This is a genomic window from Bradyrhizobium sp. LTSPM299 (assembly GCF_000938235.1).
Lineage (GTDB): Bacteria > Pseudomonadota > Alphaproteobacteria > Rhizobiales > Xanthobacteraceae > Bradyrhizobium.
The window spans coordinates 140,055-157,139 of record NZ_JYMU01000019.1; the positions used below are offsets into that span (position 1 = coordinate 140,055).

Consider the following 17,085-nt stretch of genomic DNA (forward strand, 5'->3'; position numbering starts at 1 on the left):
TGCGCGGTTCGCTGTTCAGATGACACGCTCCGTGAAGCGCTTTGCTTTGCTTTGCTTTGCTTTGCTTTGCTTTGCCTTGCCTCGCAGCTCGAGCTGAGCATGCCGGTGCGTCTTGGTCCGCGCGGGTACAGTTGACGATGCGATGGTGAAACGCCCCGCTCGGATGAACGGGGCGTTGGTTGGCTGGCCGGCTCAGTCGCCGTTGGGCTTGCGGCTGCGGGACCAGATGAGGGTATAGGTCTCGGCGTCTTCGTCGTCGAAGAGGTTGGCGTAGATCGGAGCGTTGAAGCTCGGATCGTCCAGCTTGACCGAAAGATAATCGCGGCCCTCGCCGGAGCGCTTCGGCCAGGCGGCTCCGATCTCGGCGCGACCGACGTAGACCCGGTGGCTCGGTGCGTTCTCGTTGGTTTGGTCAGTCTCGGGGACGATGCGGACGCCCCTGGTCTGGAGGCTCAGGGTGACGATTTCGCCCTGGAATTCCTGGCCGGACTTCTTGAATGAACCGATGTTAGCCATGTCACTTCTCCTTGCTGTTTCCGAGCCCGCGACCACCGCGGCCTCGATGGCGATCTGAAAGCCGAAGGCGATCGACGCCGCACCCGTTTGGGCCGCAGCGGAGCGGAGGATGGCGGCGGTGAGACTTTCTTGCCTCGCGAGGAATGGGCGTAGCCCAGGGGAAGAAAGTCTCACCGCCGCCATTGCGGTTCAGGCGATCGAGGCGCAGCCGGCCTTCGGCCAGATCAAGCCAATGAGAGGCCAGGTGCTCGCGTGCGCTGAACAGCATTTTGGAGATGTGCCAGCGAACGATCGGCTCAAACAAGAAGTCCCGCATTCCCGGCGAAGGAAAAGGAAACCTGGCGTGCAGAAAGGCGGCCCCTTGTCTCCGAACCGACAGAAGCCAGCGTACCGCCAGCAACCCCGGGAGCAGTCTGCCGACGAGATCACCCGGCTCAATCGAAGCGGAGAGAGGACCGCGATGTCGCGATCAACAGCGACGCCCTGATCTCAGCGTCATGCCAACCGAGAGATAACAGACGCGCACAGTCACCCGCCCGCGGTCGTCGCCCCATTCGATGGCTGAATAGGGCTGAGTGCAGCTCCCGGTCTAAGTGTCTGTCCGAAGAGTTCTTGAATCATATGAATCATATGTGATTCAAGGGGTGTGGCCTGATTCGAGGAGGGTCACCGATGTGGACGAGCCAGAACCGCGGCCGTTACGACCGCAGCAAGTTGCGATATCCGAGCGATCTGACCGACGACGAATGGGCACTGGTCAGACCCCTGATCCCCCCGGGCAAGACTGGCGGTGGGAAACGGAGGGTGATCATAAGGGAAGTGGTGAACGGCCTCATGTATGTTCTCTCGACTGGCTGTCAGTGGCGCGCGATCCCGAAAGATCTGCCCCCGAAAAGCTCGGTCCACGACTACTTCGATCTGTGGACCTATGACGGTACATTGGAACGAATTCATCAAGCGCTCTATCAACAATGTCGAGAACAAGCCCAGCGGAAAGCCAGCCCGACCGCCGCCATCATCGACAGCCAGAGCGTGAAAAGCGCAGAAAAAGGGGGGCGTGCATTGATCCGCACGGGTACGATGCGGGCAAGAAGATCAAGGGCAAGAAGCGGCACATTCTTGTCGACACAGTAGGCCTGCTGCTCCACGCCATCGTTCATCCGGCCGACATTCAAGATCGAGACGGAGGCGCTCTCGTTATGGCGACCCTATGCGGCACGTTCCCGTCCTTGAAAATGCTGTTCGTTGACGACGCATATAAAGGACCGAAATTTGCGAAAGCGGTTGCAGAAGTTCTCCCGCTTCTCGAAATTGAAATCGTCAAACGTTCCGATCTGGTCAGCAAATTTGTGGTCTTGCCTAAACGCTGGATCGTTGAGCGCACCATTGGTTGGCTCAACCGCTGCCGCCGCCTGGCCAAGGATTGGGAGTGCTTCAACCGAAAGGCCTTGGCATTCTTGCGCCTCGCCTCAATCCGCTTCATGCTCAGAAAACTCTGCAATCCGGCCTGAAGTCTCCGGACAGACACTAAGAGCTGGGTCGGTCTGCATCGACACATTCGCCCAAGCGATACCCCCGACAGCGATGGCGCCAAGCACGGCGAACGACTCCCGCCACGATCCCTCGGGAATACCGAGGTGTGCAAGGACAAGGGTCACACTATAGCCGGCGTATGCCGCCGGAACCGCGAATAGTAGCCCAATGACCAGGCGCACGATCGGAGAGCGCGCGACGGAGAAGGCGTACCGCCCGCCCACGAATGTGAAACCGGCCGCAACGAAGCCAACAACGATGGCACCGAACGGACCTGCTCCGGCTTGAATTGAATAGATTCCCACGGTCATGCCGACAAAGAACGGCAATGCATGGGTTGCGAGCGCGAATAGTGCCCAGCAGAAGATGCCAAGCCCGACGATATTGAGAAGAACGCCTATGATGAGCATGGTGATGGTCCCCGTGACAAAGGTTGCAAGGGTCGCGCCTTCCACCACCACCACGGCGCGGTCCAAGGAATAACCGATCCCGCCCGTGTTTGGAATCCCTTACGGTCAAGTTTCAGGCATGAACAAGCCATGCTGGAGAGCAGCCCGGTCGCTGTTGCGATGGAGACCGACATTGAACGGTGGCGCAGACGTGTCGCCGTTGCCGGCCTTCGAGACGGCAATCAGGAAGGCCGCCTATTCGATTGTCGTAGCTAAGCGGCAAGCTTGATCAGCCCGAGCTGCTGCAACGCGGTGACGCCGTCGTCGAGCCCGATTTCCTCGGTGATCTTGCCGTCTTTCAGCTTTCGAACAGTCGTGCCGGTAAATTGCATTTTCCGACCGGTGTTCGCGGGCAAGGAGCCAGCCAGGAAATCGCCGAACGCGGGGCCGGTGTGCGTCCCTCCACCTTGCCAGCGGCCGACCACATAGTCGCCCTCCGCGATTAGATCGGCGGCGCCCCAGAAGTTGAGATCGGGAAAGGCCTTACGGAAATCCGTCATGAAAGCCTTGATGTCTTCCCGTCCCCGACGTGGCTCGTGCAGTGAGTACTGAAGGAGCATATCCGGCGAAGCGAGTTCGTCGACGATTCCGAGATCGCACGCCTCACCCCAGAACTTGGTGAACCAGCGGCCGACGATGGCCTTGTTTTCATCTTGTCTCGACATGTTATCTCCTCTTGCTTCGTTGTCTCAACTGACGATCGGATCGATCGATGCGACGGACTTTGGAGCAGAGACCTTCGGTCTGCCGCCCGATTTCCGACCTCCGCAAGACGGCACGGGCAGCAGTCCTTTACGACCAGGGAAATCAACCGTTGCAGCTGCGCAAGCGAGTTGAGTGTCATTTTATGCGACCTCGGAGAGGCGGCGCTTACGCGCCGCTATTGCCGAATTTCCAGACGGGGATGCCGAGCTTCCGTGCCTTGTCAGCCAGGTTCTCCTGAATGCCGGTGCCGGGGAAGACAATGACGCCGATCGGCAGCACATCGAGCATCTGATCGTTGCGCTTGAAGGGTGCTGCCTTGGCGTGTTTGGTCCAATCGGGTTTGAAGGCGATTTGCGGAATCTTGCGATGGTCGGCCCAACGGGCGGCGATACGCTCGGCGCCCTTCGGCGAACCGCCGTGCAAGAGAACCATGTCCGGATGTTTGGCGTGGACCTGATCGAGCTTGTCCCAGATCAGGCGATGATCGTTGCAGTCCAGGCCGCCGGTGAAGGCGATCTTCGGCCCGGCGGGCAATAGCACCTCAGTCTCGGCCCGGTGTTTGGCGGCGAGGAAGTCGCGACTATCGATGACAGCCGAGGTCAAGGCGCGGTGGTTCACCATCGAACCGCTGCGCGGATGCCAGTGCGATCCGATATGGCGGGCGAAGTGTTCGGCTGCCTGGTCGCGGAAATATTCCATGCTGTTGCGCCGCTCGATCAGCGTCATGCCCTCGGCAGTGAGGCGCTCGAGTTCGACCGAGCGGATTTCGGAGCCGTCCTGGTCGCGTTGGCTGCGCTTCTGTGCCTGTTCGTTGTCGTCGAGTTCGCGTTCGATGCGTTCGTTGGCGCGGTGGAAGAGATTGACGGTTGACCAGAGCAGATCCTCGAGGTCGGGTTCGAGGCGGGTTTCGCTCAAGCTCGCGATGAGTGCGTCGAAGATATCGGCGACGGCGGCAGCGACGATGCGGGCCTCGGGTAGCGGCCTCGGGTCGGGTTCGTCCTGGAAGGGGCGGTAGCCGTGAAGCTGGAGTTCGGTAAGGACGTGATCCGTTGGGGATGTGGTGTGCGGCTGCTCGTAGTCGGTCTCGGTGCGCTCGATCGTCATGGCGGCTTTCCTTGGTCGGATTGGTCGCGCTCATCGCGGCCTTCATGGCGACGAAAGGCGGCGGGCGGACCGGACCTGCACCGCCGAGCGCAGCGACAGCGGCCGTAGCGAAGCGAAGGATGGCGGGAGCCGGCTATTTTGCCTCGCGATGTAAAGCGCCCATTAGGGCGCGACGGAAAATAGTCGGCGGACGCCATTGCGTGGCCGGACCGCTTGCCGCAGGGTCGCCCTCTCAAGAAGGCCGTGAGCGCGGCCCTCTCCGAACAAAGAGAAGCCTGAGGATTGGGGCGCACCGTCCGGGCGGAGTACCAGCCTCGTCCCCTGTTCTCGTCTAAACCCCCGCGATCAAGAACCGACCAACGTCCTCCAGGGTGAGCTGGATGCGCAACGCTGCACCTAGCGCGTTGATGTCAAAATTCCGCAGATCCTCGTTGAAATCGCCACACTGCGGCGAGAGCACTGTCGCCTCGATTCCGGCTGACTGCGCCCGGTCGAACAGTCCTGCCACCGCGCCATCGCCCGCCCGATCATCGTCACGGACGATATAGAGTCGGCGCAGCGCTGCCGGAAACAGGATGGCTGTCAGATGCGCGGCTGAGAGCGCTGCGACCATCGGCATGCTGGGCATAACGCAGCGGAGCGACAGCATGGTCTCGATGCCCTCGCCCGCCGCCATCACGTCGCCAGCCAGACCGAAACGGACCGCGTGCCCGAGAAGGTAACCCATCGCCCGGCGTGGGGTATCGACCGGTGCCTTGTCGCGCCCTGACGGATCGAGCCAGGTGCGATGCGCTCCGGTGATATGGCCTTTCAAATCGGTAACAGCCGCAATCATTGCGGGCCAGACTTCGGTCGCGGCGTCTACATCGGGACGATAGTAGCAGCGCGGATGGGATCGCAGGCTGTCGATGCCGTGCAGATTAGTGATGCCGCGTCCCCGCAGGTAAGTCTCCACAACCGTGCCGGCAATCGGCTGCGACATGCCGAATAGACGCCGTGCCGATTCAGGTGAACCGGTCGGTACCGATGGCAGGCGCGATCGACTGTCAGATTTGGGTTCGGATCGCGGCAAGCTCAGAAAGCGTCGGGCTTCATTGGCTATGTCGTGGAAATCGACCAAGCCGCAACTTTCGCGGATCACGTCGAGGAGGTCACCATGCTCGCCGGTCGCTGCGTCGGTCCATTTGCCGGCCGGGCGACCGCCCGTGCCTTTCGGTTTCAGGCGGACAAACATCGATCGGCCGGACGTGTTCCTGACGTCGCCGACTAGCCAGTAATTGCCGACGCGACGCCCGTTGGAGAGATAATGACGGCACACCGCCTCGGCCTCGCGCGCGAGGCGATGCGCCAGTTCTGCCGCATTGCGCGGCATGTCACGCCGCCGCCCGATCGGCGATGCGGGCAATCGGATAGCACTCCAGAACCTTGGCCAGGATCGCGGGACCGGTTGCGTCGACTGGGACAAAGAAACGCAACTTCCACGAAATGATTTCGCCGAACAGGCCGTAGGCGCGCAGTCGATCCCGCATCGGCTCAGAGAAACCAGTCAATTCGATTCGGTTTGCGCCCATCACGCGGACGCGCCTGACCTGAAGACCCTCGGCGAGATCGAGAATGGTCTTACCATCGATCAGCACTGTGAAGGCGGCGTCCGGGGAAAGACTCGACGTTCCGGCTTCCAGCACACTGGCGACCCACGCGGGTGAGACCTTGCGGCCGATGAGGCGCTCACCGGTGTCGGTTTGGAGCCGATAGACCCGTGTCGATTCATTCGGCAGGCGCTTCCAGATCGGCAACAGTAAGCCTGCAACGATATGGATTTCGCTATCGGTGAACTCTGGAACCTCGGCAATCTCGGCCTCCCAGGCGCGGGCGAAGCTGTCGCGGTCGACTTCCCGCCAATTGGTCTGCGGCATCATAGCCAACGGTATCGTGGGATGTTCCATCGGGCGGATGAGGCGGACCCGGCGTTCGACCTCGCCGTCGTCGAGCATCAGACTTCGGGCCGGGATCTGCACGGCGCCGCGGCCCGACTGGCTGTTGATCAGAAGAACCCCGCGGGGGTCGGAGAGGCGCTTCAGCGCCTCATCGAGCGTGACCGGCCGGTTGCGTTCGCGCTGGGTAACGGTCAACAGGCGCGTCTCCGCAGAGGTGCCGGGATGGGTATAAATCGCCTGCCGGTTGCCGACGACGAAGCTCTCGGCCGTCAACGTCTCCAGTCCGACATCATAGGTGCCGGACGCGATCGCGCCCTCGATCCGCGCACTCAGCAACTGCTCGAACGCGGAAAACAGGATGTTCTGGAGATCAATAGTCAGCGCCAACAGTCTGTTGAGGAAGGTGGTAATCGGCGGCAACTCGTCCTTCATGCCATTGTCATCGGTTAGCTTCAACCCGGTCGCATCCTCGAACGTTTGAAGCGAACAATCCCTGACCTTGCCGGTAACGAGCAGGACATAGAGCTGGCGCAACGCATCGCGCGCGTAATGGCTCTCGAGATTGTCTTCGGGGCGGAACAGGCCCTGCCCGCCGGTCTGGCGTTGTCCCTTGGTGATGGCGCCCAACGTGTCGAGACGCCGCGCGATGGTCGAGAGAAAGCGCTTCTCGGCCTTCACATTGGTGGCGATGGGCCGGAACAGCGGCGGCTGCGCCTGGTTGGTGCGGTTGGTGCGGCCCAATCCCTGAATGGCGGCATCGGCCTTCCATCCGGCTTCCAGCAGATAATGTGTGCGCAAACGCCGATTCTTTGCCGACAGCTCCGCGTGATAAGAACGCCCGGTACCGCCGGCGTCGGAGAAGACGAGGATGCGTTTGACGTCATCCATGAACGCCTGGGCCTCGCCGAGGTTGGAGGAGCCGACGCGGTTCTCGACGACCAATCGATCGACGCCATCACCCCCTCGCTTGCGGACAATCCTGCGGGAGCGGCCCGTCACCTCGGCCACGATGTCGGTCCCAAAACGCTGCACGATCTGATCGAGCGCGCCATGAACCGGCGTCAACGACGCCAGCTTCTCGATCAAGAGGTCACGACGCGCGATGGCGTCCCGGCATTGCACCGGCTGGCCATCTCGGAAGGCCGGCCGCGATGACAGGTTACCTTCGCTATCGGTAAACGGCTCGTAGAGTTGGGTTGGGAAGCTGTGCGTCAGATAATCCAGCACATATTCGCGCGGTGTAATGTCGACCTGGACGTCGCCCCATTCCTCGGTCGGGATTTCGGCGAGCCGGCGTTCCATCAACGCCTCGCCGGTCGAGACGATCTGGATCACAGCCGCATGACCGTCTCTCAGATCACGTTCGACTGAGGCGATCAACGACGGTGTCTTCATCCCCGTGATGAGATGATTGAAGAAGCGTTGTTTCGCCGATTCGAACGCTGATCTGGCGGCGGACTTGGCCTGCGCGTTCAGCGTGCCAGTCGCCCCGGTGATGTTCGCAGCCCGCATGGCCGCGGCGAGATTATTATGAATGATCGCGAAGGCGCCGGCATAGCTGTCATAGATGCGGATTTGCTCATCAGTGAGCTGATGCTCAATCAGGTCATACTCGATGCCTTCGTAGGACAGCGACCGCGCCGTGTAGAGACCGAGCGCCTTGAGGTCGCGTGCCAACACCTCCATTGCCGCGACGCCGCCCGCCTCGATTGCCTCGACGAACTCGCTGCGCGTCGCGAACGGAAAGTCCTCGCCGCCCCACAGCCCGAGGCGCTGAGCGTAGGCGAGGTTATGAACCGTGGTGGCGCCGGTCGCCGAGACATAGACGATGCGCGCGTTCGGCAGCGCGTGCTGAAGGCGAAGCCCCGCACGGCCCTGCTGCGACGCGGCCTGGTCGCCGCGTTCGCCCTTGCCGCCTGCGGCATTCTGCATCGCGTGAGACTCGTCGAAGATGATGACACCGTCGAAGTTCGCGCCCAACCATTCCACGATCTGTTTGACCCGCGAAACCTTCTCGTCGCGCGTGTCGGATCGCAGCGTGGCGTAGGTGGTGAAAAGGACGCCCTGCTCCAGACGAATCGGCGTGCCCTGGCGGAAGCGCGACAACGGCGTGACCAGCAGCCGTTCCATGCCGAGCGCCGACCAGTCGCGCTGGGCATCCTCGATCAGCTTGTCGGACTTGCTGATCCACACCGCACGGCGGCGGCCCTTCAGCCAATTATCAAGCAGGATGCCGGCGACCTGACGGCCCTTCCCCGCACCGGTGCCGTCTCCCAAAAACCAGCCACGCCGGAATTGCACGGCATTGTCCGCACCGTCGCGCGCCGCGCAGACCAGGTCGTAGGTCTCGTCAACGGTCCATGATCCCGCAAGGAGCTGGGAATGCGCCTCGCCCGCATAAATGACGGACTCAAGCTGCGCATCGGACAGCAGACCGTTGGCGATGATGTGGGCCGGAAGGTGCGGCCGGTAGGACGGGACCGGCGGCGCCACCGACGCCATGGCGGCTGATTGGACCAGCTTGGTGGGATGTGGCTGAGAGCCGGGAATACGGATCGATTGAAGAAAATATTCTTCGTAAAGCGCTTCGGTGATCCGGCCGCCCTCAGCCGGTGTCCAAGCAACGGTCTCATAGGCGAATTCAACCGCCGTCGGATCCGCCGTGGGAGCCGCGATGCCGGACGGGCGCATTGCATAGGCGCGGACGGTTCGCGGAATGCCCGGAAGCGCGCTTGGCGAAGCGGCGACTGTCATCGTGATCGGCAGTCGTACCGGAACGTACTCCGTGACCCATCCGAGCAGCGTGGCAACGTCCGGCGCCACCCCGAGAGGCGACCGAAATGTCGTCGCATCGTCCGCAGGCAACCGGTCGAACACGGTCATCCGTGTCTCGATGGCGGTGCCGTGCTTCGCGAAGACCCCACCAATAATGGCGGCGGTGAAGACGACGCGCCCGCGATCCTGCAACCGGATGAAGGCATCGCGCCAGACCGGATTGTCCGGGGAACAACTCGCCCCGGTGATTGCGACCAGCCGGCCGCCTTCGGGGAGCCGCGCCAAGGCCGACGCGATATTTCGCAAGGCAGCGTCGGCCATGGGGCGATCGACGTTGGCGACGACCGAGAATGGCGGATTCATCAGGACGACGCTTGGCTTGATGCCGGTATCGAGATGATCGTCGATGTGCGCAGCGTCGAAGCGCGTCACAGGCGTACCGGGAAAGAGAAGTGAAAGAAGTCCAGCGCGGGTTTCGGCGAACTCGTTCAGAACGAGCGACGCACCCGACAGCTCGGCCTGGACGGCGAGCAAGCCCGTGCCAGCCGACGGCTCAAGCACAACATCCGCCGGCGTGATCGCGGCCGCGGCGCACGCTGCGAAACCAAGCGCGATGGGTGTGCTAAACTGCTGAAGCGCGTCACTCTCTTCCGAACGGCGGGTGTGGGTGGGAAGAAGTCCGGCGAACTTTGCCAGCATCGGCAGCATCGCGGCGGGCGAATCGGCACGCGCGCGCATGGCCGGACCAAACTTGCGAAGAAAAAGGACGGTGGCTGCTTCACAGGCGTCGTAGGCCGTCTTCCAGTCCCATCCACCATTGGCGTCGGAGGCGCCAAAGGCGTTTTCCATCGCTGTGCGCAATATCGCCGCATCGACGCGCTGACCGCGCTCCAGATGCAGACGAAGATGTTGCGCGGCGATAGCGATCGCGCCGGCCTTGTTCAGAGAAGCGGGCGTAACGGGAAGCGGCGCGGCCGCAACGGCGGCCACGGATGCGGGAATGATCGTCATGGAGGAAGCCTCGGAGAGCGGGGAAGGATCGAGCCGCAGGGCGCTCTCTCGACCGCGCCGGCTCAAACCCATCCCGGCCCGCCTCTCACTCTTACGAGGACGCTAACTGACCGCCAGGAAGTTCCAGACCAAGTGGCTGCGCACCGAGGAAGCGAAAGGAAACAGCCCTTTCGTCTCACGAATGGGCGCGCTATCTTTCTGCCCAGCGAGAATCGCGACGAAGTGATGAGATGAACGACCAAAAGCTCAAACGACGGGTCACGCCAGCCGAACGAGAGGCGCTGAAAGTATTCGGGCAGGTCAAGACTGAGAAAGCCGTAAGCGAGCACGAAAAGGCACAAAAGGCTTTTGACGAAAATCGCGAAGCTTGAAAGCATTGCGTTTGGCGCGGGAAGCCGCCGAAAAGGCAAAGCGAACATGACGCCCACGCTTTTTCCTTCGGTCTTTACGATCGAGATCGGCGGCACCCCAACGGTGACGTTCGAAGCAAAGAGCCTCCGTGAAGCAAACGAAATTTGCAACGCGCCGTGGCTCGGTGAAGATTTCACGTCAGCAAATTCCAACGGCACACCGTTGTGGGATGGCAAAGCCCTCCTGAGAGCACGCATGGGCTACGCGGACGAGATCGCAACATTTGCCGATGCTTCCAAAGATGCTCAACCATCCGACGGAATGATACTGGTCTATCTCGTCGAATTGGACGACGATGACACCGCAGAGAATTCCGAACCCAGTTCAGCTACGCATCAGCGCTGAGAAGCGATGGTAAAAGATTCGTGCGAGCTGGACCGGGATGATCTTGGAGCTCCTCGAAAGAAAAAGCCCGGCACGGAATGCCGGGCTTGGGACGGGATAAGAAGGTGTGGGTTGGCCGGAGCCCCCACACCTGGGAGATTTATTCCGCCGCAATGATGTGTGGCCGGTCGTCGTCGGCCTCGGTGTCAGCTTCGTCCTCGCCGGCCGCGAGGAATTCCGGTAACGCTTCGGGATCTGCAGCCGGCTCTCCTACCGCGCCCACCTCATCGAGACGAAGTGGTTCGGGCAACCATCCGGTCCCCTCGAGCAGTCTCTCGGCCTCCCGCGCCATATCGCCTTTCTTGAGGTGGTCGATGAGCTGCACCGATTGCTCGCCCTTTACCTCGCGTACGGCCTCGAGAATGCGAGGTTTGGTGACCCGGCCCAGATAGTTGTCGACGGTCGGCTTCCAGCCCACTGCTGCCATATCGAGACCGACGGCGCGGGCAAGAACGTTAGCGTGATCGAGCCTTCGGCGTATGCCGTTCGCGGAGACGCGGCCCTCATTGTAGCGGTTGGAGGGCTCGTAGAGCGCATTGACCGCGGATGATGCACAATGCGCGAACAACGCGGCCTGCTCTTTCCCGTCGAACGCCGTGAGCACGTTCCATAGATCAGCTTCGTCCTTGGGCAGGCGGGCTTTCCATCCGTCATTGCGCCCGTCGATAGCCTCCGCTGATGCACTCTCCTTCAAGCCGGGCGCTTGAGTAGGGAATGTCGGGGTCCGGATGGCGATTTCCAGGCAGCCGCTCGAGGACGAGAAGCGGTAGAAGGTCGCCAACACGAAATTGTGCAATACCGCCTGGAAGGCGACGGCCGGATCGTTCGCCAGTGCATTGCGCAAGGCCAGTGTGCGATGTGCGGTCAGCTCGATGATGAGCCGATCCGGCAGCGGCTTGACCGTGTCGTCGTCGTCCTCCTCGACGGGTTCGGATGGCGCACCGCCGACAGAGATGACCGCGCGTTGGACCACACCATTGGTCGTAGGCCGGTCATCGTTGGTCTCTCCGTCACCTTGTACTTCGCTTTCGGGATCGACGACGCTGGGCGCCTCATCTTCCGGCCGCACGTAGCCACGGGCGATCGCCAGCAAACCCTCGGCATTGATGCTGACGAAGACGCCGGCGCGGGGGATCTCGGCCGGATCGTAGATAAGCGATCGAGATTCCAGGACGGACTGCGCCGCCTCGATTTCTCCGAGGCGCTGATCAATCTCGTCGGGCAGTTCGTCGGCGTCCTGGTAATCCTCCTCTATCTTGGCGTGCTCGGCGCTGAGGGCGTCAAGCGTCGCCCGCTCCTCCTCCGTCAGATCAGTCGGTTCGCCCTCAATCTCGCGCAACCCGCTAGTGTGACCGTAGGGGAAATCGACGGCCACCGCGATCCACTTCCAGCCTTCGGCCGCGATCGTCTCGGCCTCGGCCTTCAGCTTCTCGGTAGCGAGACGATCGAGCAGCGGCACATCCTGCAACCAGCCGCCATCGTCGTGTGCGAACAGATCCCGCATGACGGTGCCGCCGGCACGCTCGTAGGCATCCAGTCCGACGAACTGGGCCCGACGGTCGGAAGCGCGCACGGTGTTCTCCGTCAGCATCCGCCGGATCTGATATGGCTCGTCGTTGCCCGATCTGGTGACATTGTCCCAGGCCTGCTCCTGACGCGCCTGGTCGGCCGTGACCGAGAAGGCCATCAACTGTTCGAGCGTCATGCCATCGTCGGCATAGACGTCGTGCAGTTTCGGCGACACTGACGCCAGACGCAGGCGCTGCTTGACGATCGCCGGCGAGACGAAGTGCCGCGCGGCGATATCCTCTTCACTCATGCCACCGTCACGCAGCAGCTTGAACGCGCGGAACTGATCGAGCGGATGCAGACCGACCCGCTCGTCGTTCTCGGCGAGGGAATCGTCCTCGGCGATGCCGCCATCCCGAACCACGCAGGGGACAGGTTGCGTCTTCGCCATACGCTTCTGCTTCACCAGCAGTTCGAGCGCACGGTAGCGGCGTCCACCGGCGGGCACCTCGAACATGCCGGTCTCCTGGCCGTCGGCATCGACGACCGCACGAACGCTCAGGCTTTGTAACAGCGTGCGCTGAGCGATGCTCTCCGCCAGTTGCTCGATCGAGATGCCGGCCTTCACGCGGCGGACGTTGGACTGGCTGAGCACTAGTTTGTTGAAGGGAATATCGCGGGAGGGACTGAGCTTGATTTTCTGAACGCTTGCCATGTCGGATTCTCCACGACGGGCGGCCGAAAGACTCTCTCTCGACCTCCTACCCGTCACAGACAAGCCGGCGCGCCTCTCACTCTCTGACGCGCAGCACCAACTGAAGGCGGACACTGAAACGACGTGCGGATGCATCACGCGGCCTCCTCGTTGCCCTCAACGACGGAATCAATCGCGTGCAGCAGAAAGGCGAGCAGGAAATCGGCGGCTTTTGATGCCGCGCTCGCGGCGCGCACGACGGCGCGATTATCCTCGCGCAGCACCTCCAGCCAGGACCTGATGTAGTCCGCGTGGCGCACGGTCGGCACGATACCGAGCGAGGCACAAACGAAGGCACCCGCCATTTCTGCGACCAGTTCCTCGCGCGCGTATGATTTTGAGCCGAACGAACCCGAGTGGTCGCGTTTGAGGCGGGACGCCTGGCCGGTCCAATGACCGAGTTCATGAAAAGCGGTCCGGTGCCAATTGATCGGCTCGAAATAGGCAGCCGGCGGTGGGACCTGCACGAAATCGCCCGTCGTGTTGTAGTAGGCGCGCGCACCGCCGATGCGGAAATCCGCGCCGGTAGCTGCGATCAACGCCTCGGCTCGGGGCTCAATCTGATCTGGCAGGGGCGGGACGACCGAAGCAGCAATCTCCCGGGGCAAGCCTTCGCACTGGTCCGCGTTGAAGACGGTAAAGCGCTTAAGAAACGGGATGGCACCCGGCTCTTCACCGGCATCCGCGGCGCGCCGACGTTCGTCGTCCGGGGTAAAGCGATCGGCATAGACGACGGTCGTTCCCCGCTCGCCCTTCCTGACATGGCCGCCAAGCCCGAGCGCCTGGCGAAAAGTGAGCCAGCTCTGTCCGGAAAACCCGTGCTCGATAACTGAACCCCATAGGATCAGCACATTAATCCCGGAATATCCGCGCTGCGTCGACGCGTTACGCGGCATCGCGAGCGGCGCCTTGATCGCCGCCGTCCCCCATGGCTGCACCCACGGGATACGGCCGGCCTCCAGCTCGGCGATGATCTTGTCGGTAATTTCGGTGTAAAGGCTCGCGCGGTCGTTGCCGACACGAACTCGGGCGGTATGTCCAGACATCGCGGTTCTCCGCGACGGGCACCGGACGCCTCTCCTCCGATCTTCAACCCGTCGCGGCAGATCCGGCCCGCACTCTCACTCTCAACGGCAGTGAAGGGAAAACGGACTGCGCATGCGCGCGGCTGTCTTTTTGGCAGGATGGACACCCTAACGACCCGCGACGCGGGGCTTAAGCGCAGCCGACAAAGCGGTCTCGCGGGGAAGCGCCGAAATGCGCCGGGGCGAAGCGCAGTGAAAGAGGCAGCCGCAGGAGCGGTCTCTAATTGCGGGCGTGGTCAACTGTTCTTTACGTCTGGTGCCCCGCCAAGACGGTTATGCCCACTGCGTATGCGTGCTCCATTTGGCGGCGCGACTCATCTTGCCCTAGGCCACTCTCTTAGGTATTGCGCGCTCGACCGGAGGGGCTTCGAGAGATTTTGGGTCAGGACCGGATTGCAACATACCATCATGTCTCACGAACAACTCGGAATTGGGATCAACCGCCAACCGGTCAAACAATTCCCGTAGCTCTGGCCTAAAGCCATCACCGCACAGGGCCGCTATAGAATGAAATTTGCGCATGTCGTGCTCCCGTTTCCCGAGCACGATAGAAGTTCGGGCGCACCGCCTTCCACCCGATTTCCGATGAAAAGCGGCCTCGCAGAGGGGTAGCGAAAAGCGCCGGAGCGATGCGCAGGCAAGAGAAAGAGGCACCCGCAGGAGGGTCAGCATAGCGCCGACGCGATAGCGGCGGGACCCGGGACCGAGTGCAGTCGCGAGACCGGTTAAAAAGGCACCCGAACGAAGGGCAGTGATAGCGACGCCGGAATGAAATGACGGCGGGACCGAGGGCGAGTGCCTCCGGCGAGCGACTCATGATCGCGCGAGGGATCGAAGCCGGATGGCCGAGACGCCTTGGCGGCTCGGTTCACGAGAGCCCGGTGCGGCACTTGCCGCACGCGCTCAAACGAAAAGCCAGGAAGACTAAGTTCAGGGACTGGGTGTCTGAGCGTCAAAGATTCGAACCAAACCTTGCTCCCACCGTTGCGAATCCCAGCCATGTGTTATCGGGCGGAACGAATGACGGACAAAACGATTCGCCGTCAGGAGCCATTTCCATGCTGATGACAAGTGAACGAAGGCCGGCGATACGGACGATGCGCGGATGGGCGATTGACGTGCTTCAGAACGCTGGCGCCATCCGCGAGTGCGAGGAACACGGTTGGATGCAGGACCGCGCCGATCCGCATGCATGGGAGCGAGCGATCGATATCGCCCGTGAAGACCCGCCGGCAGGGGTCTCCCCTGATGCAGCGGCGGCGCAAGTTCGCGAAGTGCTGAACTCGATCGGTGATACCTGCCCGGAATGTCCTTCCGATTAGAAGGACCGGCGCCGAGCAACGATGCCAACCTAATCCTCTAATTCACCGGCCTAGCCGTTTCTCCACACGTTTGCGCGTGTTGCCGACCTTTTGACCGCCTTTTTCACCGCCGGTGCGGACTTTCCGGTCTTCTTCGCCTCGTACCGCACTTCGTAGTCCTGCCCGCCAGCCACCCGCGCCCGATCCTATTTTCGCCCGCGCGCCGTCGTCTTCTTCGCTACCGCCATGGGCGTCTCCTGTTGTGACATCGAAGCAACGCGACAGGGATTCGCAGGTTCCGGAGCAATTCGAACTGTGCCCATTAGGCGACATCGTTCCGTCACTTCGTCGGCGCACGCGATCCCCGCGGGCGCACCTAATTCGGCACCAATGTGAGCGCCTTTCTCAGCACCCAACGCTTCATCAGCACGGTGCCACCACCAACGTCACCACCGCCAAACGGCGACTCTGTCCGCAAGCTTGCCTATCGAACCATCTGGATGCCGATATCCATCATCCCTCAACGAGGCGGCACGTTCGCCATTAGCTGCCCCAGTCCTTCAGCCACCGTCAAATGCGCGATGACGGCGTCGCGCAGGGTCGTGTAGGGTAGTCGCGCGAGCATCGCCGTTTGCATCACGGCCATGACCTCGCCGGCCTCAGACCCGATCATCGTGAAGCCAAGAACGAGATCGTCGCTTGCGCCGACGAGAACCTTCATGAAGCCGGAGGTTTCTCCTGTTGTGTGGGTTCGCAGCACGGCCTCCATCGGCAGCGAGGCGACGCGCACCGCAACGCCCATGTGTTGCGCGTCGCGTTCGCTCAGTCCGACATGGGCGAGCGGCGGATCGGTGAACACGCAGTACGGCACCAGCCGGTCACCCGTGCTGCGCGTACCGCCGGTCAGGTTGTCCGCGATGATGCGGAAATCGTCGACCGAGACGTGCGTGAACTGCGGGCTGCCGGCACAGTCACCGACAGCCCAGACATTTGGCACGGTTGTTTCAAGCCGGTCGTTGACGCGGATGTAGCCGCGCGCGTCCAGTTCGACGCCGGCTTCCTCAAGTCCGATTCCGGCCGTATTGGGCACGCGCCCTGCCGCGACGAGGATATGGCTTCCTTGGAGCTTCTCATCGCCGGTCGGCGTGCGGACGGCGAGGGTCACTTCGCCGCCGGAGCGGCCGCTCACGCTCAGTGTGGTGGCAGACAGCAGAAGCCGAACGCCTTCCTCGCGCAGGATCCGCTGCATAGTGTCCGCGACGCCTGAATCCTCGCGGCTCATGAGCTGAGAGCCGGCCTCGATGACCGTGACCTGGCTGCCGAAGCGGCGGTAGGCCTGCGCCAGTTCCAGACCGACATAGCCGCCACCGAGCACAATCAGATGCGAGGGCACCGCATCCAGCTCAAGTGCCTCGATATGCGTGAGCGGGTGGGCTTCCGCGAGGCCGGGAATGCTCGGTATCGCCGCATGCGAACCGACATCGATGATGACCTTGTCGCCGGTCAGCCGCCGCATACCGCCGTCGTTCAGCCGGACCTCTAGCGTCTTCGGCGCCACGAAGGTTCCGCTGCCCATGACCAGTTCGGCGCCGCTCGACTTGAAGGGCGTAA

12 protein-coding genes and 2 pseudogenes are annotated in these 17,085 nt (G+C 62.2%); 4 read left to right on the forward strand and 10 right to left on the reverse strand.

Going from position 1 to position 17,085, the window contains the following annotated elements; translation table 11 throughout:
* Nucleotides 1-192: 192 nt before the first annotated feature.
* Nucleotides 193-516: a DUF736 domain-containing protein gene (locus UP10_RS13620; RefSeq protein WP_044587834.1), complete on the reverse strand. Its 324-nt coding sequence runs from the start codon at nucleotides 514-516 to the stop codon at nucleotides 193-195.
* Nucleotides 517-1,188: 672 nt separating this feature from the next.
* Here UP10_RS13620 and UP10_RS42980 point away from each other — a divergent pair.
* A pseudogene (locus UP10_RS42980) lies at nucleotides 1,189-2,027 on the forward strand (IS5 family transposase).
* On the opposite strand, the gene UP10_RS13640 reads toward UP10_RS42980, so the two are convergent.
* The 5 genes from UP10_RS13640 to UP10_RS13660 form a co-directional block, all read right to left on the reverse strand.
* Nucleotides 1,986-2,525, reverse strand: a complete 540-nt coding sequence (locus tag UP10_RS13640; protein ID WP_050043662.1) for a hypothetical protein — start codon at nucleotides 2,523-2,525, stop codon at nucleotides 1,986-1,988. The pseudogene UP10_RS42980 and the gene UP10_RS13640 sit on opposite strands and share 42 nt — an antisense overlap.
* A gap of 185 nt (nucleotides 2,526-2,710) precedes the next feature.
* On the reverse strand, nucleotides 2,711-3,163 hold the full coding sequence (locus tag UP10_RS13645; protein WP_044587837.1) for an ester cyclase: 453 nt from the start codon (nucleotides 3,161-3,163) through the stop codon (nucleotides 2,711-2,713).
* Between the two features lie 205 nt (nucleotides 3,164-3,368).
* Entirely contained in the window at nucleotides 3,369-4,307 is a 939-nt protein-coding gene (locus UP10_RS13650) for a DUF2493 domain-containing protein (protein WP_044587838.1), read from the reverse strand.
* Between the two features lie 331 nt (nucleotides 4,308-4,638).
* Complete coding sequence (locus tag UP10_RS13655; protein ID WP_044587839.1) at nucleotides 4,639-5,679, reverse strand: DUF7146 domain-containing protein; 1,041 nt, start codon at nucleotides 5,677-5,679, stop codon at nucleotides 4,639-4,641.
* Nucleotide 5,680: 1 nt separating this feature from the next.
* A complete protein-coding gene (locus UP10_RS13660) occupies nucleotides 5,681-10,030 on the reverse strand; it encodes a strawberry notch-like NTP hydrolase domain-containing protein (protein WP_044587840.1) in 4,350 nt (1,449 codons plus the stop codon).
* Nucleotides 10,031-10,260: 230 nt separating this feature from the next.
* Here UP10_RS13660 and UP10_RS44150 point away from each other — a divergent pair, with 230 nt between their 5' ends.
* A complete protein-coding gene (locus UP10_RS44150; RefSeq protein WP_349643962.1) occupies nucleotides 10,261-10,401 on the forward strand; it encodes a hypothetical protein in 141 nt (46 codons plus the stop codon).
* Nucleotides 10,379-10,786 carry a hypothetical protein gene (locus tag UP10_RS13665; RefSeq protein ID WP_349643963.1) on the forward strand — a complete coding sequence of 136 codons (408 nt, stop codon included), beginning with the start codon at nucleotides 10,379-10,381 and terminating at the stop codon, nucleotides 10,784-10,786. Before UP10_RS44150 ends, UP10_RS13665 begins: the two co-directional genes overlap by 23 nt.
* 139 nt (nucleotides 10,787-10,925) lie before the next feature.
* On the opposite strand, the gene UP10_RS13670 is transcribed toward UP10_RS13665, so the two are convergent.
* The gene (locus UP10_RS13670; protein ID WP_044587842.1) at nucleotides 10,926-13,049 is read right to left on the reverse strand and encodes a ParB/RepB/Spo0J family partition protein; all 2,124 of its coding nucleotides are present in this window, start codon (nucleotides 13,047-13,049) and stop codon (nucleotides 10,926-10,928) included.
* A 134-nt stretch (nucleotides 13,050-13,183) separates the two neighbouring features.
* Nucleotides 13,184-14,134 carry an ArdC family protein gene (locus UP10_RS13675; protein WP_044587843.1) on the reverse strand — a complete coding sequence of 317 codons (951 nt, stop codon included), beginning with the start codon at nucleotides 14,132-14,134 and terminating at the stop codon, nucleotides 13,184-13,186.
* A gap of 1,097 nt (nucleotides 14,135-15,231) precedes the next feature.
* On the opposite strand from UP10_RS13675, the gene UP10_RS13680 reads away from it, so the two are divergent.
* Nucleotides 15,232-15,495: a hypothetical protein gene (locus UP10_RS13680; RefSeq protein ID WP_044587844.1), complete on the forward strand. Its 264-nt coding sequence runs from the start codon at nucleotides 15,232-15,234 to the stop codon at nucleotides 15,493-15,495.
* A gap of 42 nt (nucleotides 15,496-15,537) precedes the next feature.
* On the opposite strand, the pseudogene UP10_RS42985 reads toward UP10_RS13680, so the two are convergent.
* Together UP10_RS42985 and UP10_RS13685 are read right to left on the reverse strand one after the other, a co-directional pair.
* A pseudogene (locus UP10_RS42985) lies at nucleotides 15,538-15,722 on the reverse strand (DUF3606 domain-containing protein).
* Between the two features lie 272 nt (nucleotides 15,723-15,994).
* A partial coding sequence (locus UP10_RS13685) for an FAD-dependent oxidoreductase (protein ID WP_044587845.1) occupies nucleotides 15,995-17,085 on the reverse strand: 1,091 nt, incomplete at its 5' end.

What these genes read in the sequence shown, in the direction of transcription:
- UP10_RS13675 (WP_044587843.1), bottom strand. Translation starts at nt 14,134, where the DNA reads ATGTCTGGACATACCGCCCGAGTTCGTGTCGGCAACGACCGCGCGAGC.
- UP10_RS13645 (WP_044587837.1), bottom strand. Translation starts at nt 3,163, where the DNA reads ATGTCGAGACAAGATGAAAACAAGGCCATCGTCGGCCGCTGGTTCACC.
- UP10_RS44150 (WP_349643962.1), top strand. Translation starts at nt 10,261, where the DNA reads ATGAACGACCAAAAGCTCAAACGACGGGTCACGCCAGCCGAACGAGAG.
- UP10_RS13660 (WP_044587840.1), bottom strand. Translation starts at nt 10,030, where the DNA reads ATGACGATCATTCCCGCATCCGTGGCCGCCGTTGCGGCCGCGCCGCTT.
- UP10_RS13680 (WP_044587844.1), top strand. Translation starts at nt 15,232, where the DNA reads ATGCTGATGACAAGTGAACGAAGGCCGGCGATACGGACGATGCGCGGA.
- UP10_RS13670 (WP_044587842.1), bottom strand. Translation starts at nt 13,049, where the DNA reads ATGGCAAGCGTTCAGAAAATCAAGCTCAGTCCCTCCCGCGATATTCCC.
- UP10_RS13655 (WP_044587839.1), bottom strand. Translation starts at nt 5,679, where the DNA reads ATGCCGCGCAATGCGGCAGAACTGGCGCATCGCCTCGCGCGCGAGGCC.
- UP10_RS13620 (WP_044587834.1), bottom strand. Translation starts at nt 516, where the DNA reads ATGGCTAACATCGGTTCATTCAAGAAGTCCGGCCAGGAATTCCAGGGC.
- UP10_RS13650 (WP_044587838.1), bottom strand. Translation starts at nt 4,307, where the DNA reads ATGACGATCGAGCGCACCGAGACCGACTACGAGCAGCCGCACACCACA.